Here is a 22,239-nt window from a genome sequence, read left to right on the forward strand (position 1 = left end):
GGGCGAGGCCGGCCCGGCGGACTCGGGGAGGGTTCGGGGCGGCGGAGGCGAGTCCTCCTGAGGAGCAGACGTCTCCTGCAGCGGCTGTGTCTGTGTCATATGGAGAATTTCGCGTGGACGTCAGGGGGCGGACCATCCGGCAGTCTTCGGGAACGGCCCCGCCGATCGGCGGGTCCCGCCCTGCCGACCGGCGGAGCATCGGTCCCCGGCCCGTCCGGTGCGGCCCGCTGGCTTTCTTCTCCAGCCACTCGGCGGGGGTGGACCCGACAGTTGCCGGATGGGCGCGGGGCGGACGGCCTTCCAGGCTGGGGGCATGACACACCGTGCGCGACCCAACGGGCGCGAGGACTTCCTCGGCCCCTCGACCGACGTACCAGGCCGTGACGCCGTTCCTGGCAGGAGCGAGTTCCTTGAGTTCCTCGGTATGACGCTGGCGGCGGGCGCCTTCGTGCTGTTCGTCGTCGTCCGTCCTGAGGTGACCCGAGCGCTGGTGCACAAGCTCGCCATGAGCTCCGCCGGACTCGCTCACTGACCCGACCCCTGCTCAACGCCTGGTCTGCCGGCACCGTCGATGCGGTGCCCAGCGGACTGCAGAAGAAAGGAACCTCGTGAACACCGCATCCGCCCCGGCGACGGATGAAACCTCCCTGACCTCCGGGCAGACGGCCAAGGACCTGTACGCGTACGTCCGGCCGCACCGGTGGGCCGTCGCCCTCGGCCTGCTGTGCGCCCTGCTCGGGGCCGCCGGGGGACTTCTGCAGCCGCTGGCCACGAAGACACTGGTGGACCGGCTCGCCTCCGGTGACACCATCGCCGGGATCCTCATCGCGCTCACCGCGCTGGTGCTGCTGGGCACGGCGGCCGAGGCGTTCGGCGCGTACGTGCTGGAGCGGACGGCGGAGTCGGTTGTCCTGGCCGCGCGGCGCACCCTGGTGGGGCGGCTCTTGCGGTTGCGCATCGCGGAGTGGGAGCGGATCCCGCCGGGTGATCTGATGTCCCGGGTCACCTCTGACACCACACTGCTGCGGGCGGTCAGCACCCAGGCGGTCGTCTCCGCGGCCACCGGCGCGGTGACCTTCGTCGCGGCGGTGGTGGTGATGGCGTTCCTGGACGTCGTGCTGCTGGGTGTGACGCTCGGTGTGGTCGTGCTGGTCGGCGGGGCCGCCGCGCTGGTGATGCCACAGATCGCGCGGGCCACCGAGCGTGCGCAGGAGGCGGTCGGGGAGATTTCCGTCGCGCTGGAGCGGTCCCTCGGGGCGTTTCGCACGGTGAAGGCGTGCGGTGCCGAGGAGCGGGAGACCGCCCGGGTGGAGGCGGCGGCGCGGCGGGCGTGGCGGCACGGTGTGAAGAGCGCGAAGTGGGAGGCCGTGGCGGGCTCGGCGGACGAACTCGCCGTCCAGCTGGCCTTCCTGGCGGTGCTCGCCGTAGGCGGGGCGCGGGTGGCGTCCGGGGAGATCCCCGTGTCCACCCTCATCGCCTTCCTGCTGTACCTCTTCTACCTGATCGAGCCGGTGTCCAGGCTGGTCGACGCCGTGTCCTCCTATCAGGAGGGCGCGGTGGCGATCTCCCGGATCGCGCAGGCGAAACGCCTGTCGACGGAACCGGCCCACCGGAGGACGGGCGCCGTCCCCGGACAGGTGCCGACGGTGCCGGCTCCGGCATCGGTCCGTTTCGAGGACGTGTCCTTCCGCTACCGCCCGGGCCTGCCGTACGTCCACGAGCAGGTGAGCTTCGAGGTACCCGGTGCCGGGATGACGGCCTTCGTCGGCCCCTCGGGCGCGGGCAAGTCGACGGTGTTCGCGCTCATCGAGCGGTTCCACGAGGTCACCGGCGGCCGGGTCCTGGTTGACGGCGAGGACGTACGGCACTGGCCGCTGCCCCGACTGCGGTCCGCCATCGGCTACGTCGAGCAGGACGCGCCCGTGCTGGCAGGCACGCTCCGCGAGAACCTGGTCTTCGCCGCGCCCGGCGCGACGGACGACGACATCCGCGACGTCCTGGCACAGACGAAGCTCGACACCCTCGTAGACCGCCTGCCCCACGGCCTGGACACCCCGGTCGGACACCGCGGCTCGAAGCTGTCGGGCGGCGAACGGCAACGCGTCGCCATCGCACGTGCCCTGTTGCGCAAGCCCCGGCTGCTGCTCCTGGACGAGGCGACCTCGCAACTCGACGCCGTCAACGAGCTGGCACTGCGGGACGTCATCGCGGAGGTGGCGCGTGAGATCACCGTGCTGGTGGTGGCCCATCGCCTGTCGACGGTGACGGACGCCGACCGGATCGTCGTCATGGACGCGGGCCGGGTCCGGGCCGTGGGCACCCATGAGGAACTGGTGGACCAGGACGGGTTGTACGCGCGGCTGGCGGCCACCCAGCTCCTGGCCCCCGCGCGATGACCCACCGCACGCAGGGCTGTCCGGTCGTCCACTGCCCCACGTGCCGGAGGAATCCAATCCTCACCGGGCCGGCGCGGCACCGGGAACGGCCGGGACAGGGAACTGGGAAAGGCAAGCCCACGGAGCGCGGTCCACGGGAGTCGGCGCCCGCTGCCGGCCCGCGGCTCACGGGGCTCACGTGTGAGCCCCGTGAGCCGCGGGCCGGCAGAACGCCGTGTCAGTCCGCGCTGCGCGGGACCCTCAGCCGCACCCGGTAGCCGCCCTCCGCGGTCGGGCCCGCGTCCAGGGTGCCGTGCAGGATCTCGGCCCTTTCCCGCAGACCGACCAAGCCCTGCTGCGAACCGGGCAAGGAGAGGGAGGGGCGCGTAGGAGGGGTGTTGGTGACGGTCACTCCCACGCCGTCCCCGTCCTGCCACAGCTCGACGCGGGCGTGGGCGCCGGGGGCGTGCTTGCGGACGTTGGTCAGGGCTTCCTGGACCGTGCGGTAGAGGGCGCGTTGGGCGGGTGTGCCCACCGTGGGCGGCAGCTCACCCGTCAGCTCCGTGTGAGTGCCGCTGGATGCCACCAGTTTGCGCAAGTCGGCCAGGGTGGGCTGCGGGGTCGGTTCGGTGGCGTTGCCGCCGGAGGCACGCAGCAGCGTGACCATGGTGCGCAGCTCGTCCAGGGTCGTCACGCTCAGCGAACGGATCGTGCGAGCAGCCTCCTTGGCATCCGCGTCCTTGGCGGCGACCTGCAACGCCCCGGCCCGTACGGCGATGAGGCTGACCTGGTGGGAGACCACGTCGTGCATCTCACGGGCCAGCTGGGCGCGTTCGCGGGCGAGCACGGCCTGAGCATGCAGGTTCCGCTCGTGCTCCCTGGCCTCCTCGATCTCGGCCAGCCGCCGCGCCAGGTCCCGTTGCGCCTGGAGAAGCTGGCCGAAGAGGACCGGGGCGACGCTGGTTGCCAGGCCGTACACGAAGAAGACCAGCGTCATCGTCCGGTCCGCCTCGGCCAGGGGCCACGGAGTACTGCTCGCCACGGCGGCCAGGACGACGCACACCGAGAGGAGACGGCGGTCGCGGGACCGTTCGGCCAGGGTGAACAGCGCCGCGAGCACAGCGACGGCGACCTCCTGCATCAGCGCGATGGGCAGGGTGAGCAGGAACACGGCGAGCGGGAACCGGCGCCGGAACGCCAACGCGACGCAGCCCACCGCGGCCAGCGCCACTTCGGTCCCCGAGTACTCCCACGTGTTCACCACCAGCACGTCCACGGCCGCCACCGCCACCAGGACGAGGTCGATGACCGGCGTGGGAACCCGCTGCCACACGGCACGTGCCCGGCTCATCGGCCGGCCCCGGGCCGCGGGTGCTCGTCGAGCAGTCCGGCCCGCTGCGCCAGCAGCGCGGCCTGCACCCGGCTCGCCACCCGCAGCTTCGTCAGGATCGCGCTGACGTGGTCCTTCACCGTGCCCGCCCCCAGATGGACACGCGCCCCGATGTCCGCGTTCGACAACCCCTCCGCCACCAGGACGAGGACGTCACGCTCCCGCGCGGTGAGCAGCCGTACCCGGGCCGCCTCCGCATCGACCGCCGCCGCGGTGCCGGGGTGACTGTGCAGCAGGGCCCGTGATGCCTTGGGGGACAACACGACACCGCCTGCGGCCAGGGTCCGCACCAGGTGGGCAAGCTGCTCCGGCTCGGTGTCCTTGAGGAGGAAGCCGGCCGCGCCGGAGTGCAGCGCGGTCAGGATGTACTCGTCGGCGTCGAACGTGGTCAGCATGGCCACCACCGGCGGATCCGGCATGGTCCGCAACTCGCGCAGGACGGTGAGCCCGTCGACGTCCGGCATCCGGATGTCCAGCAGCACCACGTCGGGCCGCTGCCGCCGGACGGTCTCCACCGCGTGGCCGCCTCTCGCGGTCGCGACAACCTCGATGTCCTCGGACGCGCCCAGAATGAGTTCGAAGCCCGAGCGAACCAGTGCCTCGTCGTCGACCACCACTACCCGGATCACGAGCTCCGCCTCACCTTCGTTCATGCCGTCCGGCCATGCCGACTCGACCCTAAAGCCCACGTAGAGCCCTTGTGGCCCGGCGAGCGGCAGCTCCAGCCACACGGCGGGGCGGCACCCACCACTCGGCAGGGGCACACGGCCGCCTGCCGTACAGTCCGTGATCGGCGCGTGTCCCCCGGCAGCGGTGTGCCCTCGCCACCGCGGCGTCAAGGCCGATGTGGGAGGGCACGGTGCGGGGTCAGTGTCCGGCGACGACGCCCGACAGTTCGTTCGTGCTGTTCGGCAGGGTGACGGAGGTGATCTTCTTCCCCGTCTCCAGGTCGATGGCGTGCAGCGCCTTCTTGCCGGGCTCGGAGACGTATGCGACGTGTCCGCGCACGAACAGGGTGGGCCGGGCCTGCTGCCAGTCCAGGGGCTCCTGCCACTCGCCCACCACGGGGATCTTCTTCTCGACCTTGCCGGTATCCGGGTCGATGACGCGGAGGGCACCGTCGGTGCCGAGGACCAGGGCCTCGCCGTGCGGACCGCGGCCCAGCGAGCGGAAGGAGTAGCTCGCGCCCAGGTCGACCAGGCGCAGCTTCTTCTTGTCGGTGTCGATGAGGGAGATACGGGTGGGCCGCTCCAACTCCGCCTCGGGATCGGTCTTGTAGTCGCCCAGGAGGACCGGCGAGGCGTCGCTGCCCGCCTGGTTGCCGATGCGGCCGTAGTCGTCGGGTGCGTCGATCTTGGTGAACTCGCCGTCCTTGTAGATCAGTATGCCGTCCTCACAGCCGATGCCGATGGCTTCGTTCTCGGCGGCCGCCTCGCCGTGGACACCGGGGCAGTCCTCGTTGCGCGCGATCTCCTTGTTGTTCTTGTCCAGCACCAGAGCGCCGGTGCGCTTCTCCTCGGTGCCCAGAGTGCTCACGAGTCTGCCGTCGGCCAGTTCGATGGCGACGCCGTGGTGCGCCTCGGCGGAGGTGTACGTGCGCCCTTGCGGCTTCTCGCCACCGCTCAGGTCGTTGGGGTCGAAGACGTTGACCTCTCCTGTGCCGTCGGTGAAGAGCACGGTCTTGCCGGCGTGCCGGACCACGTGGCCGGGCTTGGCGCCCTTGTACTCGATGTCGGTGAGGGTCTGGCCGGTGGCGTGCAGAACACGGAATCCGCTGTCGGTGGAGACGACGACGTGGTCCTTGTCGCCCGCGGGGTTGACCCGGTTGAAGCCGGGCAGGTCGATGGTCTTGGCGAGCTTCAGGCTTTCGCCGTGAAGGATGTACAGGCCGCCGTCGAAGGTGGCGACCACCGGGTCCTTGACCGTCGCCGCGGGCGTGGCGGTCGCGGTGGTGTCGGACTTGGTACCGGCCGTGGAGGAGCCCTCTTCGCCGCAGGCGGTCAGGGCGGTCGAGACCGCCAGGGCCAGTGCCGTGCCCGTCAGGGCTCTGCCGCGTATCGCCTTGTTCATCGTTGCGTTCCTTTCTGTGCCGCGCGGGTGGCGGCATGGGGACGTGATGTGCCGGCCCGATGACCGGTGTGCCGGAAGGTTCGGAGGGTCAGTCGCCGGTCAGACCGGTGGCCATGGCGGTGGTGTTGGCGCGCATCATCCGCAGGTAGGTGTCCGCACCGTCGCCCTTGGCGGTCAGGGATTCCGAGTACAGCTCGACGACGCGAACCCCGCCGCCCATCTCCGTTCGCAGTACCTCGGCGAGCCGTCTGGGCTGGGAGGAGTCGGCGAAGACGCTGCGCACGCCCGCTCGCTGCATCGCCTCGGTGAGGGAGCGCAGGTCCGAGGAGCTGGGTGAGGCCAATGTGGTGCCGCTGGGGACGACCGCGCCGATCACGCGGAATCCGAAGCGGTCCGCGAGGTAGCCGAAGACGTGGTGGTTGGTGACGAGCGCCCGCCGGTCGGCGGGGACGCGGCCGAAGGACTTCTCCATCCAGGTGGTGAGGTCCGACAGTTGCTTCGCGTAGCGGTCGGCGTTGGCGCGTATCGAGTCGGCGTCGACGCCGTCGACGTGGTCGATGATCTGGTCGGCTATCAGGCCGGTGACCTTGCGCACCCGGTCGGGGTCCGTCCAGAAGTGCGGGTCGGGCTGCTCCTCCTCGCCTTCGGGGCCGCCGTCGCCGGCCGTGCGGAAGGTGAGCGGGTCGGCCGCCTCGCCGGCCGCGAAGGTGGCGACGCCGGACTCGCGGGCAGCCTCCACATGCCGCAGCACGTTCTCCTCCAGGCCCAGGCCGTTGTAGACGACCAGGTCCGCCTGTTCCAGCTCGGCGGCCTGCACCGCCGACAGACCGAAGGAGTGCGGGTCGGCGTTGGGCTTCATCAGGACGGTGACGCCGGCCTCGTCCCCGACAATCTCCCGGGTGACGTCGCCGAGGATGTTGGTCGTGACGACGATGCCGGGCTGATCGTCGCCAGGAGTGCAGGCGGTGACGGTCGCGGCTGCCACGAGGGCGAGCAGACCCGCGATCAGGCTCCGCAGGCGGGCGATGCGCACCCTCGCACGCTGCTTGGCCTCGGTGCGGCTCATCGGCCGGTCTCCGCCATGAGGCCCGGCCGGATGTCCAGGTCGAAGGAGCGTGCGATGCGCAGGCCGTCGTTGTAGTCGATCTCGAACACCTTCTTGCCTCCGGGGTCGTTGACGTAGGCGCGGCTGCGGTCGACCTCGATGACGGGGGCGTTGTCGCCGGTGCCGGCTCGCTTTCGTTCCGTCAGCAGCGGATTCGTCCGGGCGGTCTGCTTTCCGGTTGCGATGTCATAGCCGTGCAGCGCACCGTCGGTCTCCAGTACGAGCAGGGGTGAGCCCTCTCCGGCGGTGTTGGCCGCGACGACGTCTCCGGTGTCCACCCGTTTCCAGGTTCGCTCGGTGACGTCGAGGACCCAGACCGCGTCGTCTCCGGCCGGGGCGGTGAGGGTGTCGCTGCCGGGCCGGTGACGGAAGGCGGTGGCCCGTTCCCGCGCCGGGACGTGCCTCCCGTACGGGATTTTCTCGGCGGTGAAGACGCCGTCCTCGGTCCGGACGAGCAGGGCGCCGTCGGAGCAGCCGAGGATCACGCCGCGCCGGGTGACGGCGTCCCCTCGGGGGTCAGCACACGTCATGTCCGGTGAGGCGACGCGCTCTCCCTTGCGGTCGAGGACGACGAGTTCGGTGGTGCCGCCCTTGTGCGCGAAGGCAAGCAGGTGTTCCTCGAACGGGACGACGGCACCGGCGTATGTGCCCGGCAGCGTCCGTGGAGAGCTGATCGTGCCCTGCTCCAGCTTGGTCCGGTCGTAGAGGACGGCGCGCCCGTCCGCGTCGGTCACCGCGGTCACGGCGACGTCGCTGCGCGCCTGGGCTCCACTGGCCGCGGGAAGCTCCCCCACGTCGAGTGGCGCCGCGCTGTAGTAGTGGACGTGGTCGCCGTGGTCCACCATCCAGGCGCCGCTGTCGAGGACATGCGTGCCCCCGGGTGTGCGGAGGTAGCCGAACCTGCCGTCGGTCCCCAGCCGAGCGGCGTCCTTCACCTGGGCAGTGCTGTGCACCTTGCCGGTGATGAGGTCGAGGACCCTGGTGCTGCCGCTGCCGGGGTCGTTCAGCAGGAGCCGGGACTGCTGCTCGGCGGCCTCCCTGGCTCCCTCGACGTACCCGTGCGGGGTGGCGGACGGGGAACTCGCGGCGGGCCGCGCGGGGTTGTTGCTCTCTGTCGCACAGCTCGTGGTGAGCAGCGCGGTGAGCGCCAGTGCGGCCGCTGCCCGCGGAGTGACGCTTGCGTGGACGGTCATGCCGATCGCCTCCGGCTTCTTTCAGTTGACTTCGAGTGCAGGGACCGGGGCGTGGGCGTGGCGCGTACGGCGGTCACGCAGGGCCGACAGCACGTGGGAGATGAAGAACAGGCTCACCGCCAGGGCGGCGACGGTCGCGCCGGCGGCGGTGCTCAGGTGCCAGGACAACAGCAGGCCGCCGAACGTGGCCAGGGTCCCGAGCAGAGCGGCGAGCGCCATGACCCCGTGCACGGAGCGGGCCCATGGCAGGGCGGCCGCCGGCGGGGCGATGAGCAGGCCGAGGACCAGCAGCGTTCCGACGATGTGGAACGAGGCGACGATCGCCAGGCCGAGCAGGCCGAGGAGCACGGCGTGTGCCAGGCGGGGCCGCAGCCCAAGGGTGTGGGCCTTGCGCGCGTCGAAGGCCAGGGCCAGGAAGGCACGGTGACCGAGCACCGACACCAGCAACGCCGCCAGCAAGGCCGCCGCGAGCAGGAGGAGGTCCTGCAGCCGGACGGCGAGAACGTCACCGAACAGGAACCCGGTCAGGTCGACCGCGAAGGACTGCGAGCGCGACACGATGATCACACCGAGCGAGAGCATGCCGACGAACAGCAGCCCGATGCCGGTGTCCTGCGACAACCTCGGCGCACGGCCCAACGCGGTGACGCCGGCCGTCATGACGGCGGCGCTGATCACCGCGCCCACGAAGAGATTTCCCCCGAGGAGCGCGGCCACAGCGACGCCCGGCAGCAGCCCGTGCGACATGGCGTCCCCGAGGAAGGCCATCCCCCGCAGCACCACCCAGGTGCCCGCCAGCGCGCAGATGACGGATACGAGGATCCCGCCCCAGAGGGCCCGCTGCACAAAGGTCACCTCGAACGGGACCGTCAACCATTCCATGGCCAGGACATTACAATGAAAATCATGTTCATCAAACCGTCCTCCTCGCCCGCCCCGCCCCCCGAGCGAGCCGCTCACATCCGCTTCTCGGGGCTGTGCGCCGGCTATCCAGGACGTCCGGTTCTCCACCAAGTCACTGCGGAAATACCTCAGTTGGCCACGACGGTGCTCGTCGGCCCGAACGGCAGCGGCAAGTCGACCCTGCTCGGAGTGCTCGCCGGTGTGATCAAGCCGACATCCGGCGTCCTCGTCCGCACCGGCGACCGGCCGCCCGCCTTCGTACCCCAGCGCGGCGCGGTCGGCGACACCCTGCCGCTCACCGTCCGGCAGGCCGTGGAGATGGGGCGCTGGGGCGAACGCGGCCCCTGGCGCCGGCTGACGTGCCGGGACCACGCGACCGTGGACGCGGCACTCGACCGGCTCGGCATCGGCGCACTCGCCTCCCGGCAACTGGGCGAGCTCTCGGGTGGGCAGCGGCAACGCGCCCTCATCGCGCAGGGGCTGGCGCAGGAGTCGGACCTGCTGCTCCTCGACGAGCCGACCACCGGCCTGGACATCGAGGCGAGGGAGCGCATCGGGGAACTGCTGACGGCACTCGTCGCGGACGGGGTGACGGTCGTCCAGGCCACGCACGACCTTGAGGCCGCGCGCGCGGCGGACGCCTGCCTCCTGCTCCAGAACGGTCGCCTCACCGGGCAGGGACGTCCGGAGCAAGTCCTGACCACGTCGGCCCTGACCCAGGTCTGGCGAACGCTCTGAGGGCCCGGTGCACGTAACCACGAAGACCGCGCCGGAAGGGCCAGCCCGTGCGCAGGTTCATGCCTGCCCGGCATCATGCGGCGCTTGGAGACTCACCCCTTCGAGCTGCCCGCGCTGTCCCCGAGGCCGATGAGCACATGTGGGTCGGCCTGGCCCAGATCTTGCAGTCGCGATGCCGTGAGACTGGGCCGACAGACGAGGCGGCGCCGACGCGGTTTGCGGAGAGGAGGGCAGACCACGTCGGCGTCGGGGGCGGCTCAATCGAGGATCGCGGTCGCCTCCACCTCGACCAGGACGTCGGGCTCGAACAGGTAGTCGACCCCGATCAGCGAGGAGGGCGGAAGCGGCACCGTCAACCCGATCTCCTCCGCCACCTGCCCGACCCCTGCCATGAACGCATCGATCTTCTCGGGCGCCCAGTCCGTGACGTAGAACGTGAGCCTCAGGACATCGTCGAACGACGCACCCGCCCCTGCGAGGCCCTTCCCGGCGTTCCGCAGCGCATGGGCGACCTGTCCGGCAAGGTCTCCCGGGGCGACGGGCGTCCCGTCCGCCGACCGGGCGACCTGGCCGCTGACATGCACGTGACGCGTCCCTGTACCCACGGCCACATGCTCGTACGGGGTGGGCTGCATCATGCCTTCGGGTGTGAAACGGCGGACGGACATGGCGGTCTCCTCACTTCGGCCAAACTCGGTATACCTTTGCTACCTGGTAGACGAAGGACACTTCAAGGAGACCAGGTATCGTGCCGGCTACTACGCACAGCCACGACGACGAGCTCAGGATCGAGCACCCCCACCGGGAGTTCCTCGACCAGGTGCTCGACAAATGGTCGCTGAGCGTCCTCAACGAACTCTGCGAACGTCCCTGTCGCTTCAACGTTCTGCGCCGCGCCATCCCCGCGGTGACCCAGAAGTCCCTCACCGCGACGCTGCGCCGGCTCGAACGCAACGGCATCGTGGAGCGCGTGCTCCTCAGCTCCCGCCCCGTCGCCGTCGAGTACCGCATCACCCCCCTGGGCAAGACCATGCGGCAGCCCGTCGAGGTGCTCCTGGAGTGGGCCGCGACCCACATGCCCGAGGTGGAACGCGCCCGCCGCGCCTTCGACCTCACATGAACCGGCCTGCACGGCCGGGGCAGCACGCCTACGACTGGACCCTGCTCTCGGCCGGTCTCCGGACATCTCTGCTCGGCGCGCCATCTGGGGGCGTTCTCGCCGCAGCGGCTTCCGCTCCGGCATCGCTCATCGCGACGGCGGCCTGATTCCCGGCCTCGTCGGCCGCCACCGCGGCGTCGAGCGAAACCGCCGAGCCCAGGCCGGCCAGTTGCCGTGCCGGCATCATCTGATCATGCGGCGAGTTCACGGACGGGGCCCGCGCCGGTGGAGCAGGTGAGAAGTGAGTGCTGCGACGAGCAGCTCCCAGGCACAGCGGCCGGACCGGCTGTGGGCCGGCCGAGCAGGATGACGGCGCCGCCCGCGACGGTTCCGCCCGTCAGCGCGGTGGTGTCGGTGGCGAAGGTCCAGCCCTGGCGCGTGCTGCCAGGTCGGCGCAACTCGCCGAAGACCGCTCTCATCGCGAGGACGGCACCGTGCGGCAACCCTCCTGGGCATCGGCGAAACGGGCACACGGCCCCACGGACGCCGACCAGACTTCCCGGCACACCCCTCGCCGTTCTTGGCGCGTGCTTCACCCTCTGACCGGAGCCGGCACGTCGGCCCACCACCACCGGGGGACGCAAGCGGGGGCAGCGGGCTCGGTGACGTGCACGGGCGAGGCCTGTGCGCGGACGGGGTACACACGTGGCCTGGAGTGATCCCCGGGTAGGAGGATGCGGTGACTCTTTCCGACGTGGTCTACGTCTGTCTGGGCCTGGGCGCGCTCGGGGCGGCCGTGCTGCCTCGGCTGGTGTCCAGGCGGCCGTTGTCCCTGCCCATGGTTTTCCTTGCCGCGGGGGTGCTGGTCGCCTTGTTGCCGGTGGGCGTGCCGACCGTGGATCCCGTTGGTGAGCGCCTGTGGGTCGAGCACACCACCGAGGTGTGCGTGATCGTGTCGCTGATGGGTGCGGGGCTCGCGATCGACCGGCCCTTCGGGTGGCGCCGTTGGGCGAATACCTGGCGGCTGCTGGGCATCACGATGCCGCTGACCGTCGCCACCGTCGCCCTGCTGGCCTGGGGGCTGCTCGACTGGCCGCCGGCCGCCGCTCTGCTGCTGGGGGCCGTGCTGGCGCCCACCGATCCCGTGCTGGCGGGTGAGGTGCGCGTGGGTGAGCCGCTCGGCACCGAGCACGACGAGGACGAGGTGCGGTTCTCCCTCACCAGTGAGGCCGGGCTGAACGACGGACTCGCCTTCCCCTTCGTCTACGCGGCGATCGCCCTCGCTGCGGCGGCCGGGACGGGCTGGTCGGCGGAGTGGATCGGCTCATGGGCACTGACCGACCTGCTGGGCAAGTGCGCCGTGGGGCTGGCCGTGGGGGGCGGTGTCGGCTGGCTGCTGGGGTGGATGTTCTTCCGGGTGCGCACATCGGTGCTGCGGCTGTCCGAGCACATGGAGGGCTTCGTGGCGCTGGGCGCCACCTTCGTCTCGTACGGCATCGCCGAGGTGCTCCACGGTTACGGCTTCCTGTCGGTGTTCGTGACCGCGTGCGTCATCCGGGCCGCCGAGCGCAGCCACGGCTACCACAAGGTGCTGCACGAGTTCACTGAACAGATCGAGCGGCTGCTCACGGCCGTACTGTTGTTCCTGCTCGGCGGATACCTCGTGGCCGGCGCCTTGTCCGCCCTGACGCCGGCGGGCGCGCTGCTGGGGGTGCTGGTGCTGCTGGTCATACGGCCGCTGACCGGGTGGCTGGCGCAGGTGCGGTCTGTCGCGGGGGGCAAGGAGCGCGCCGTGGTGGCCCTGTTCGGCATCCGGGGCATCGGTTCGCTGTTCTACCTGTCCTACGCTCTGGGGCAGGACTCCTTCGGCGGGCTGGAACGGGAGCTGTGGGCGATCGTGGCCTTCACCGTGGTGATCTCGGTGGTGGTGCACGGGGTGATGGCGTCGCCGGCCATCGGGCACCTGGACCGGCGGCGGGATGGGGCGGAACTCGGCGAGCGATCGTGAACGGCAGGCGTACGGGCCCGTACATGAGCCGGGCCGCCGGGGTGGCCGACCTCAACGCATTCACAAGCCCAATGGCACGAAACCGGCCGACGCCGTCCGCACCCTGCAGACCGCCGTCGTCGGCGCCCGGCTGCTCGGCCGGCCCGGCAACGAGATCTGACCCGGAGGAACCTTGCGCAGCGCCGCCACGTGGCCGGCTGCCGGACTGTCAGCTCCGGGGCAGTCGGGCCGCGACGTACGAGGTGAGGTCGAGCAGGCGGTTGGTGTAGCCCCACTCGTTGTCGTACCAACCGAAGACCTTGACCAGGTCCCCGTGGGTCTGGGTGAGGGGAGCGTCCAGGACACAGGAGGCGGGGTCGCCTACCACGTCACGCGAGACGATCGGGGCGTCGGACACCCGCAGGATCTCCTTCAGCGGTCCCTCGGCGGCCTCGCGGTAGGCGGCGTTGATCTCGTCGGCGCTCACGGACCGGCCGAGGACCACGGTCAGATCGGTCAGCGAGCCGTCCTCGACCGGTACGCGTACGGCGCTGCCGTCCAGCGTGCCCGCGAGCTCCGGCAGCACCAGGCCCACGGCGCGGGCGGCCCCGGTCGTGGTGGGAATGATGTTGACCGCCGCCGAGCGGCCCCGGCGCAGGTCCTTGTGGGGGCCGTCCAGGACCACTTGGTCGTTGGTGTAGCCGTGGATCGTGGTCATCAGTCCCTTGACGACGCCGAAGTGGTCGTCGAGGACCTTGACCATGGGGGCCACGCAGTTGGTGGTGCACGAGGCGTTGGAGATCACGTCGTGGCGCTCAGCGTCGTACGTTCCCTCGTTGACCCCCATGACGACCGTGGTGTCGACGTCCTTGCCCGGCACGGACAGGAGCACCTTGCGCGCGCCGGCCGCCAGGTGCCGGCCGGCCTGCTCGCGGGTGCGGAAGCGGCCCGTGGCCTCGATCACCACGTCCACGCCGAGATCGCCCCAGGCCAGGTCCGCCGGGTCGCGCTCGGCCGTCACAGCGATGCGGTGCCCGTCCACGGTCAGCAAGGTGTCGTCGTGCTCGACGCGGCGGTTGAGCCGTCCGTACGTCGAGTCGTAGCTCAGCAGGTGCGCCAGCGCCGCCGGGGAGGTGACGTCGTTGACCGCCACCACCTCCAGTGACGGCGCCGCGGCGCCGGTTCGTTCCAGTATGCAGCGCAGGTAGTTCCGGCCGATGCGGCCGAAGCCGTTGATGCCCACTCGCACGGTCATCTCTTCCGTCCTCCCCTGTGGTGCGGCGATGTCCGCCGGTGTTCCGGGATGACTCTCAGCCTGCCGCTCGGGTGTCCGCCCGGGCATGGGCCGGGCGGGGGTGGACTCCGGGACCTTCGGCCCCCTGCGGGACCGGGCGGGCTCGACAGGCGGCGGCCCGTCCCGCTACTGGCCCCCTGTGCCCAAGCGGCCCCGTGCCTCGGTGGCGATGACGGCGGCCTGGATGCGGCGCTCCACCCCGAGCTCGGCGAGCAGCCGGGAGATGTGGTTCTTGACCGTCTTCTCGGCCAGGTGGAGCCGCTGACCGATCTGCCGGTCGGTCGGCGCTCATGTCGTCTGCGTCAGCGGGCCGAGAGGCCACGCTCGCGGAACCGGCCCCGTACCCGCTCCACCAGCGCCTTGTCGGGAACCGGGGCGTCACGCAGAGGGAAGGGGAGGCCCAGGGCGTCGTACTTGGCGGCGCCGAGCTTGTGGAAAGGCAGGATGTCGACCCGCTCCACGCAGGCGAGGCCGCGGAGGAACCCCGCCAGTCCGTCGACGGCGTCCTCGTCGTCGGTCCAGCCGGGAACCAGGACGTACCTGATCCACACGCGCTTCCCCAGCCGGTCGAGCCGGGTGGCGAAGTTCAGGGTCGGGGCGAGGGCGCCGCCGGTCAGCTTCCGGTAGGTCGTGACGTCGAAGGACTTGACGTCCAGCAGCACCAGGTCGGTGTCGGCCAGCAGCGCGTCCGTGGCGCGGGCGCCGAGGAAGCCGGAAGTGTCGAGCGCTGTGTGAAGGCCGGCCTCCTTGCACCCGCGCAGCACCGCTGCGGTGAAGGCCGGCTGGAGCAGGGGCTCACCGCCCGTGAGGGTTACACCCCCGCCGGCCGTACTCACGAAGCCGCGGTACTTGTCGATCTCCGCCATCACCTCGTCGACGGTGGTCTCCCGGCCGTCGCGCATGTGCCAGCTGTCGGGGTTGGCGCAGTAGAGGCAGCGCAGCGGACATCCGCTGGTGAACAGTACGAACCGGGTTCCGGGGCCGTCCACGCCGGTGGACAGGTCCCAGGAGTGGATCCGGCCGGTGACCGATCCGGCTGTGGGGGTGGCGGGCGTGGTGTTCACAGCGATCCGTGGAAGGTGCGGCTGATCACGTCGAGCTGCTGGTCGCGGGTCAGACGGACGAAGTTGACGGCGTAGCCGGAGACCCGGATCGTCAGCTCGGGGTACTTTTCCGGGTGCTCCATGGCGTCCTCCAGCACGGCGCGGTCGAGGACGTTGACGTTCATGTGGAAGCCGCCGGCGGACATGTAGGCGTCGAGGATGCCGACGAGGTGACCGGCCCGCTCCTCGGGAACGTGGCCGAGTCCTTCCGGGGTGATGGTGGTGGTCAGAGAGATGCCGTCGCGTGCCGCCTCGTAGGGCAGCTTGGCCACCGAGAGGGCGGAGGCGGCCACGCCGTGCGTGTCGCGACCGTTCATCGGGTTGGCGCCTGGGGCGAAGGGCTGTCCGGCGCGGCGGCCGTCGGGGGTGTTGCCGGTGTGCTTGCCGTAGACGACGTTGGAGGTGATGGTCAGGACGGACTGGGTGTGCTCGGCGTCGCGGTAGGTGGGGTGCTTGCGCACCTTGGCCATGAAGGATTCCACCAGCTCGACGGCGAGGGAGTCGGCGCGGTCGTCGTTGTTGCCGTAGGCCGGGAAGTCACCCTCGGTGTGGAAGTCCACGGCCAGTCCGGTCGCGTCGCGGATGACCCTCACCCGTGCGTGCTTGACGGCGGAGAGGCTGTCCACGGCGACGGAGAGGCCGGCGATGCCGCAGGCCATGAAGCGGTGGACCGGGTGGTCGTGGAGGGCCATCTCGATGCGCTCGTAGGCGTACTTGTCGTGCATGTAGTGGATGACGTTGAGCGCGTCGACGTAGGTCCGGGCCAGCCAGTCCAGGACGTGGTCGTAGGCGGCGGACAGTTCGTCGTAGTCCAGGTACTCGCCGGTCAGCGGCGGCATCCCGGGGGTGATCTGGTCGCCCGTCATTTCGTCGCGGCCGCCGTTGACGGCGTAGAGCAGGGCCTTGGCGAGGTTGACGCGTGCGCCGAAGAACTGCATCTGCCTGCCCACCGCCATCGCGGACACGCAGCAGGCGATGGCGGTGTCGTCCCCGGTGCGTGGACGCATCAGGTCGTCGGACTCGTACTGGACGGCGCTGGTGTCGATGGACACACGGGCGCAGAACTCCTTGAAGCCGGCCGGGAGCCTGGGCGACCACAGCACCGTCAGGTTGGGTTCCGGGGCGGGGCCCAGGTTGTACAGGGTCTGCAGGAAGCGGAAGGATGTGCGGGTCACCAGCGGCCGGCCGTCGGCGCCGATGCCGCCGATGGACTCCGTCACCCAGGTCGGGTCGCCGGAGAAGAGGGTGTCGTACTCGGGGGTGCGCAGGAATCGCACGATGCGCAGCTTGATCACGAAGTCGTCGATCAGCTCCTGGGCGCGCCTCTCGTCGAGGATTCCGTCGTCCAGGTCCCGTTGCAGGTACACGTCGAGGAAAGTGGACGTGCGGCCCAGGGACATCGCCGCACCGTTCTGCTCCTTCACCGCGGCGAGGAAGCCGAGGTAGAGCCACTGGATCGCCTCCAGCGCGGTGGTCGCGGGCCGGGCGACATCGCAGTCGTAGGTCGCGGCCATCTCGGTCAGTTCGCCCAGCGCGCGGATCTGTTCGGCCAGTTCCTCGCGGTCGCGGATGACCTCCGCCGTGGAGGGCCGGGCGTCGAGCAGGGCCCGCTCGGCGCGCTTGGCCTCGACGAGCCGGTCGGTGCCGTAGAGGGCGACGCGACGGTAGTCGCCGATGATCCGGCCACGGCCGTAGGCGTCCGGCAGGCCGGTGATGATGCCGGCCTTGCGGGCGGCGCGCATGGCGGGGGTGTAAGCGTCGAAGACACCCGAGTTGTGGGTCTTGCGGTAGCTGTCGAACACTTGCGTAACGAACGGGTCGGGCTCGTAGCCGTAGGCCTTCAGCGCGGTCTCCACCATGCGCAGGCCGCCGTTGGGCATGATCGCGCGCTTGAGGGGGGCGTCGGTCTGCAGGCCGACGATCAGCTCGCGGTCACGGTCGATGAAGCCGGGGGCGTGCGAGGTGACCGTGGAGGGAGTGGCGGCGTCCACATCGAGGACGCCCTTGCGCCGCTCCTCGGGGAAGAGTGCGCTGACCTTCTCCCAGACCGCGCGGGTGCGGTCCGTGGGGCCGGCCAGGAAGGAGGCGTCGCCCTCGTAGGGCGTGTAGTTGGCCTGGATGAAGTCGCGCACGTCGATGCGCTCACGCCACCCGCTCCCGGCGAACTGCCGCCAGGCGTCGGCGGTCCGGGGGCCGGCTGTCACCGTCGCGGTCATCACAGGTCCTCTCGTCGATCGGTCTCGTCACTGAAAATGCTCGTCGTACGGGTCCGCGGCGAGGAGTGCCGGACAGGGCACCCGGCGGTCCCGCGCGGCCCCGGCCGGCCGGGACCTTCGGCCCCCCGGCTTCCTCAGGCGCGCGCGAAGGGCGGGGCCGCCATGGGGGGAGGGGAAGCGGGCACCGCGACGGTCGCGTCCTGACGGGAAGCCGCGGCGCCGGTGGGCCCTTCGCGCTCGGCGGGCAGGCACGGACCGGCCGTCTCGGCCGGCGGGCACCGGCCGCCCGGTGCGCGGTGTCAGTCGTGCGGGACGACCGCGACGGGACATCCGACGTGGTGCAGGACGGCGTGCGTGACGGGCCCCACGTGGGCACCGACCTGGTGATCGATGCCGCGCCGGCCCACCACCAGCAGACCGGCGTCTCGGGCTGCCTGGGCCAGGACCACCGCGGCCCGGCCCTCGGTGACCGTCTCGGTCACGCGGACGGTCGGGTACTTCTCCCGCCAGGGGCGCAGCACCGCCGTGACGGTGCGCTCCTGGTCCGCCGGCGCCTGGGCCTGCGGCCGCGAGACGAGAGGCGGGCCCTCGGGGGCCGCGGACACCAGCGGCACCGACGGAGCGGGGGCGGGCCGGAAAGCGGTCCGGAAGGTGTGCACCACTGCCAGGCCGGTGCCACGCCGGCGGGCGGCGTCGAAGGCGAACTCGATCGGTTCGTCGCACGGACGGTCCGTCTGCAGCCCGAGGACGACCTGGCGGTAGGGCGTTTCCGGTATCTCCTCCGGGGCGACGCCGTCCGTGGCCGGCAGGTGCTCGTCGGCGGCGGACCGTCCCGCGCGGACGAGCACGACCGGTCGGGTGGTCCGGCTGACGACGCGCTGGGACACCGAGCCGGTGAGGAAGCCGCCCAGGGCCCCGAAGCCACGGGAACCGAGGACCAGCAGGTCGGTGCCGGCCGCGACCTTGAGCAGGCCGGACACCGTCGCGTCGCACACGAGTCGGTCGGTGATCCGCAGCTCCGGGTGCGCGGCACGGACGCTGCGTACGGCCTCGTCAAGGACCTGCTCGGCCCGGTCGCGCTCGGTGCCGTCCAGGGGGACGTACGGCGCGGGGCGGGGGTGGCGGTGCCAGACGTGGACCACGCCGAGTCCGGTTCCTCGCCGCTGAGCCTCCTGAGCCGCCCAGTGCACGGCGGCAAGTCCTTCGGCCGAACCGTCGATCCCCACCACGATGTCGTGCGGCATGACGTGTCCCCTCCTGGTCGCGAAGTTCCGGCGGCTTCGAGCCTCGGCCCGGCCGTGCCGGAGGTCCACGGGCCGTACAGCCCCGGCAGGACGCCGATGGTCCCCTCGGAAACGACAGGTGCGGATCCGGGCCGATCGGTCCCTCATGCGGGACGGCCGGTACCTCGCGTCGGGCACGGCCCTCTCGGAGGCTGGAATCATCACGCCCCAACGCCTGAGGAGCGCAGCGTCATGGTCCGTTACGTATACGACTTCACCGAGGGCGGCCGTGACATGGCTGATCTGCTCGGCGGCAAGGGATCGAACCTGGCGGAGATGACCCGGCTCGGGCTCCCGGTACCGCCGGGATTCACCCTCACCACCGAGGCCTGCCGGGCCTTCCTGGAAACGGGCAGCGAACCCGCGGGCCTGTGGAGGGAGGTCTCCGCACACCTGGCGGCCCTCGAAGCCTCCGCCGGCCGTTCGCTGGGGCAGCCGGACGACCCGCTGCTGCTGTCCGTCCGCTCCGGCGCGAAGTTCTCCATGCCCGGCATGATGGAGACCATCCTCGACATCGGCCTCAACGACGACTCCGTTCTCGGGCTGGCCAAGGTCTCCGGCAGTGAACGCTTCGCCTGGGACTCCTACCGCCGCCTCGTCCAGATGTTCGGCAGCACGGTCATGGGCGTCGACTCCTCCCGCTTCGAGCGGTCCCTCGCCCTTCTCAAGACATTGCGCGGCGTCCAGGACGACGTGCGCCTGACGGCATCCGACCTGGCCGAGCTGGTCGAGACCTACAAGAACCTGATCCACCTGGAGACCGGTGACCACTTCCCCCAGTCCCCCGCCGAGCAGTTGCGCCGGGCGGTCATGGCCGTCTTCGAGTCGTGGAACGGCGAACGCGCCCGTCTGTACCGGCGCCGCGAGCACATAGCCGACGACCTGGGCACCGCCGTCAACGTCCAGCGCATGGTCTTCGGCAACCTCGGCTCCGACTCCGGCAGCGGCGTCGCCTTCACCCGCGACCCGGCCACCGGACGTCCCGGCCTGTACGGCGACTACCTGCCCGACGCGCAGGGCGAGGACGTCGTCGCCGGCATCCGCAACACCGTGCCGCTGGCCGAGCTGGAGCGTCTGGACGCCACGTCCTACGACGGTCTGCGCACGCACATGCGCACTCTGGAACGCCACTACCGGGACCTGTGCGACATCGAGTTCACCATCGAGCGCGGCACTCTGTGGATGCTCCAGACCCGCGTCGGCAAGCGCACCGCCGAGGCCGCCTTCGTCCTCGCCGCCGCACTGGCCGACGAGGGGCTCATCACCCCGGACGAGGCACTGGACCGGGTGAGCGGCGATGGCCTGGCCCGGCTGATGTTCCCCCGGTTCGACACCGACTCGACCGGTACTGCACTGGCTCACGGTGTCCCGGCCTCTCCCGGTGCGGCGGTCGGGGCCGCGGTCTTCGACTCCGCCCAGGCCGTACGCCGCGCCGCCGCCGGCGAAAAGGTCGTACTCGTCCGCCAGGAGACCACCCCCGACGACCTGCCCGGGATGATCGCCGCCCAAGCGGTCCTCACCAGCCGGGGCGGCAAGACCAGCCACGCGGCCGTCGTCGCACGCGGCATGGGCAAGGTCTGCGTGTGCGGCGCCGAGGAACTCACCGTGGACACCGAGGCCCGCCGCTTCACCGCCGCGGACGGCACCGTGATCAGGGAAGGCACCATCGTCTCCGTGGACGGCTCCGCCGGAGCGGTGTACGCGGGTCCGGTGCCGCTGGTGGACTCGGCGGTCATCCGATATCTGGAGGAGGGTTCGGGTGACGGTGGCTCGCAGTACGTGGTCGACGCGGTGGCACGGGCTCTGGCACGCGCCGACACCGTAAGGCGGCTGGAAGTGCGGGCCAACGCCGACACCCCCGAGGACGCCGAACGGGCCCGCCGGTTCGGAGCGCAGGGCATCGGTCTGTGCCGCACCGAGCACATGTTCCTAGGCGAGCGCCGCGAACTGGTCGAGCAGATGATCCTGGCCGGCACGGACGCGGAGCGTGAGAAAGCCCTGGCGGATCTTCTGCCGCTGCAACGGCAGGACTTCGTCGCCATCCTGGAGGCCATGGACGGTCTGCCGGTCACCATCCGGCTGCTGGACCCGCCGCTGCACGAGTTCCTGCCCGACCCCACCGAACTGGCGGTGCGGATCGCCTCCGCTCAGGCCCGTGGTGAGGATCCGGACGCACACGATGCCGAACTGCTCAGTGCCGTGAACCGCATGCACGAGGAGAACCCGATGCTCGGGCTGCGCGGTGTGCGCCTGGGGCTGGTCGTGCCCGGCCTGGTCGCCATGCAGGTCCAAGCGATCGGTGAGGCCGTGGGCGAGCGCCTGCTGGCCGGGGGCACACCCAAGGCGGAGATCATGGTCCCGCTCGTCGGCGACGTCCGCGAACTGCGCCTCGTGCGTGAGGAGGTGCAACGGGTGCTGGCCGAGGTCTCACGGGCGGCCGGAGTCGCCCTCGACTGCCCGATCGGCACCATGATCGAGCTGCCCAGGGCCGCCCTGACGGCGGGCCGGATCGCAGAGGAAGCCGAGTTCTTCTCCTTCGGCACCAACGATCTGACCCAGACGACCTGGGGCTTCTCCCGCGACGACGTGGAGGCGGAGTTCTTCTCCGCCTACCTGGACAAGGGCGTCTTCTCCACCTCCCCCTTCGAGACGCTCGACCGCGAGGGAGTCGGCCGGCTGGTGGGCATCGCTGTCGCCGAGGGCCGTGCCGTCCGCCCGGACCTCAGGATCGGGGTGTGCGGTGAGCACGGCGGCGACCCCGACTCGGTGCACTTCTTCCACACCGCCGGACTGGACTACGTCTCCTGCTCGCCGTTCCGGGTTCCGGTGGCGCGGCTGGAGGCAGGTCGGGCGGCGCTGGAGGGGACCGAGGGAAGCGACAGCAGGTAACCCGGCGACCGGGCCGCTCGGCCCTCAGGGCAGGACCGACCGCTCCTGCCTCCAAGGGCCGGTCGCCCCTGGGACGAGAGCGACCAACACAGCAGGCTTGCGGCGACGCAGAACGATCACAGGGAGGGAGCACATGACTGCCAAGGACATCGGTGCCCGTGAGATCACCGTCGCCGTGCTGGTCCGCGCCGACGGCGAGGTGGACGGGGAGCAGCTCGCCTACCTCCAGGAGAAGGTCGACGCCGCGGTGGACCGACCCGGCCTGCCGCCCGTGAGCGGTGAGGTGCGCATCCGGCGGGCATCGGCCCACCACGTCGAACTGCCCTGGTCCGGCCGCACCGACATCCGGGTCGGCAACGACCTCGTCGTCGTCCACGCCCGCGAGGCGAGCGCCGGCGAACTCGCCGACCGGCTCCACGACAGGCTGCGCTCCGCCATCGAACGCGTCGCCCACCGAAGCAACACCGAACGCCGGACGGCCGCTCCGCCGCCGTGGCGCGGCGGCCCGCAGAAGTAGGCGCGCCACGCGGCGCCCGCCCGACCGGCGGGGGGTCGGAGCCGACCCGGGCTCCGGCCCTCCCCGGCCCGAGCTGG

At 71.1% G+C, this 22,239-nt stretch carries 19 protein-coding genes and 1 pseudogene; 7 read left to right on the forward strand and 13 right to left on the reverse strand.

Annotated features, from left to right (window positions below; translation table 11 throughout):
* Positions 1-313 precede the first annotated feature (313 nt).
* Together CHR28_RS09065 and CHR28_RS09070 are read left to right on the forward strand one after the other, a co-directional pair.
* On the forward strand, positions 314-532 hold the full coding sequence (locus tag CHR28_RS09065; RefSeq protein ID WP_143655792.1) for a hypothetical protein: 219 nt from the start codon (positions 314-316) through the stop codon (positions 530-532).
* A gap of 76 nt (positions 533-608) precedes the next feature.
* Positions 609-2,396, forward strand: coding sequence for an ABC transporter ATP-binding protein (locus CHR28_RS09070; protein ID WP_094053001.1), 1,788 nt, complete (start codon positions 609-611; stop codon positions 2,394-2,396).
* 217 nt (positions 2,397-2,613) lie between these two features.
* Here the strand turns inward: CHR28_RS09070 and CHR28_RS09075 are convergent, their stop codons facing one another.
* From CHR28_RS09075 to aztB, 6 genes are all read right to left on the reverse strand, one after another.
* Positions 2,614-3,726: a sensor histidine kinase gene (locus CHR28_RS09075; RefSeq protein WP_094053002.1), complete on the reverse strand. Its 1,113-nt coding sequence runs from the start codon at positions 3,724-3,726 to the stop codon at positions 2,614-2,616.
* Positions 3,723-4,418: a response regulator gene (locus CHR28_RS09080; protein ID WP_094053003.1), complete on the reverse strand. Its 696-nt coding sequence runs from the start codon at positions 4,416-4,418 to the stop codon at positions 3,723-3,725. Before CHR28_RS09080 ends, CHR28_RS09075 begins: the two co-directional genes overlap by 4 nt.
* Before the next feature lie 214 nt (positions 4,419-4,632).
* Entirely contained in the window at positions 4,633-5,835 is a 1,203-nt protein-coding gene (aztD, locus tag CHR28_RS09085; RefSeq protein ID WP_094053004.1) for a zinc metallochaperone AztD, read from the reverse strand.
* Positions 5,836-5,923: 88 nt separating this feature from the next.
* Positions 5,924-6,901 carry a zinc ABC transporter substrate-binding protein AztC gene (aztC, locus tag CHR28_RS09090; protein ID WP_094053005.1) on the reverse strand — a complete coding sequence of 326 codons (978 nt, stop codon included), beginning with the start codon at positions 6,899-6,901 and terminating at the stop codon, positions 5,924-5,926.
* A complete protein-coding gene (locus CHR28_RS09095) occupies positions 6,898-8,133 on the reverse strand; it encodes a hypothetical protein (RefSeq protein ID WP_094053006.1) in 1,236 nt (411 codons plus the stop codon). Before CHR28_RS09095 ends, aztC begins: the two co-directional genes overlap by 4 nt.
* Positions 8,134-8,154: 21 nt before the next feature.
* Positions 8,155-9,015 carry a zinc ABC transporter permease AztB gene (aztB, locus tag CHR28_RS09100; protein ID WP_094053007.1) on the reverse strand — a complete coding sequence of 287 codons (861 nt, stop codon included), beginning with the start codon at positions 9,013-9,015 and terminating at the stop codon, positions 8,155-8,157.
* Between the two features lie 15 nt (positions 9,016-9,030).
* Here aztB and aztA point away from each other — a divergent pair, with 15 nt between their 5' ends.
* Positions 9,031-9,774, forward strand: a complete 744-nt coding sequence (gene aztA / locus CHR28_RS09105) for a zinc ABC transporter ATP-binding protein AztA (protein WP_094053008.1) — start codon at positions 9,031-9,033, stop codon at positions 9,772-9,774.
* A gap of 257 nt (positions 9,775-10,031) precedes the next feature.
* On the opposite strand, the gene CHR28_RS09110 is transcribed toward aztA, so the two are convergent.
* Positions 10,032-10,442, reverse strand: a complete 411-nt coding sequence (locus tag CHR28_RS09110) for a RidA family protein (RefSeq protein WP_094053009.1) — start codon at positions 10,440-10,442, stop codon at positions 10,032-10,034.
* A gap of 80 nt (positions 10,443-10,522) precedes the next feature.
* On the opposite strand from CHR28_RS09110, the gene CHR28_RS09115 reads away from it, so the two are divergent.
* The gene (locus CHR28_RS09115) at positions 10,523-10,894 is read left to right on the forward strand and encodes a winged helix-turn-helix transcriptional regulator (RefSeq protein ID WP_094053010.1); all 372 of its coding nucleotides are present in this window, start codon (positions 10,523-10,525) and stop codon (positions 10,892-10,894) included.
* A gap of 230 nt (positions 10,895-11,124) precedes the next feature.
* On the opposite strand, the gene CHR28_RS09125 is transcribed toward CHR28_RS09115, so the two are convergent.
* Entirely contained in the window at positions 11,125-11,352 is a 228-nt protein-coding gene (locus tag CHR28_RS09125) for a hypothetical protein (protein WP_256984175.1), read from the reverse strand.
* A 260-nt stretch (positions 11,353-11,612) separates the two neighbouring features.
* Here CHR28_RS09125 and CHR28_RS09130 point away from each other — a divergent pair, with 260 nt between their 5' ends.
* Entirely contained in the window at positions 11,613-12,881 is a 1,269-nt protein-coding gene (locus tag CHR28_RS09130; RefSeq protein WP_094053012.1) for a cation:proton antiporter domain-containing protein, read from the forward strand.
* A 208-nt stretch (positions 12,882-13,089) separates the two neighbouring features.
* Here the strand turns inward: CHR28_RS09130 and gap are convergent, their stop codons facing one another.
* The 5 genes and pseudogenes from gap to CHR28_RS09155 form a co-directional block, all read right to left on the reverse strand.
* Positions 13,090-14,115: a type I glyceraldehyde-3-phosphate dehydrogenase gene (gene gap, locus CHR28_RS09135; protein ID WP_094053013.1), complete on the reverse strand. Its 1,026-nt coding sequence runs from the start codon at positions 14,113-14,115 to the stop codon at positions 13,090-13,092.
* A gap of 165 nt (positions 14,116-14,280) precedes the next feature.
* A pseudogene (locus tag CHR28_RS09140) lies at positions 14,281-14,436 on the reverse strand (LuxR C-terminal-related transcriptional regulator); the annotation flags it as partial.
* Positions 14,437-14,456: 20 nt separating this feature from the next.
* Positions 14,457-15,218, reverse strand: a complete 762-nt coding sequence (gene pflA / locus CHR28_RS09145; protein ID WP_094053014.1) for a pyruvate formate-lyase-activating protein — start codon at positions 15,216-15,218, stop codon at positions 14,457-14,459.
* Complete coding sequence (gene pflB, locus CHR28_RS09150; RefSeq protein WP_094053015.1) at positions 15,215-17,473, reverse strand: formate C-acetyltransferase; 2,259 nt, start codon at positions 17,471-17,473, stop codon at positions 15,215-15,217. Before pflB ends, pflA begins: the two co-directional genes overlap by 4 nt.
* Before the next feature lie 299 nt (positions 17,474-17,772).
* Positions 17,773-18,717 (reverse strand): universal stress protein, encoded by a 945-nt coding sequence (locus CHR28_RS09155; RefSeq protein ID WP_094053016.1) that lies wholly within the window; start codon positions 18,715-18,717, stop codon positions 17,773-17,775.
* Positions 18,718-18,948: 231 nt separating this feature from the next.
* Between CHR28_RS09155 and ppdK the strand changes: the two genes are divergently transcribed.
* Together ppdK and CHR28_RS09165 are read left to right on the forward strand one after the other, a co-directional pair.
* Positions 18,949-21,645: a pyruvate, phosphate dikinase gene (gene ppdK / locus CHR28_RS09160; RefSeq protein ID WP_094053017.1), complete on the forward strand. Its 2,697-nt coding sequence runs from the start codon at positions 18,949-18,951 to the stop codon at positions 21,643-21,645.
* A gap of 133 nt (positions 21,646-21,778) precedes the next feature.
* Complete coding sequence (locus CHR28_RS09165; RefSeq protein ID WP_094053018.1) at positions 21,779-22,162, forward strand: hypothetical protein; 384 nt, start codon at positions 21,779-21,781, stop codon at positions 22,160-22,162.
* The last annotated feature ends 77 nt before the right edge of the window (positions 22,163-22,239 follow it).

The organism is Streptomyces sp. XY006 (assembly GCF_002237655.1).
GTDB classification, from domain to species: domain Bacteria; phylum Actinomycetota; class Actinomycetes; order Streptomycetales; family Streptomycetaceae; genus Streptomyces; species Streptomyces levis.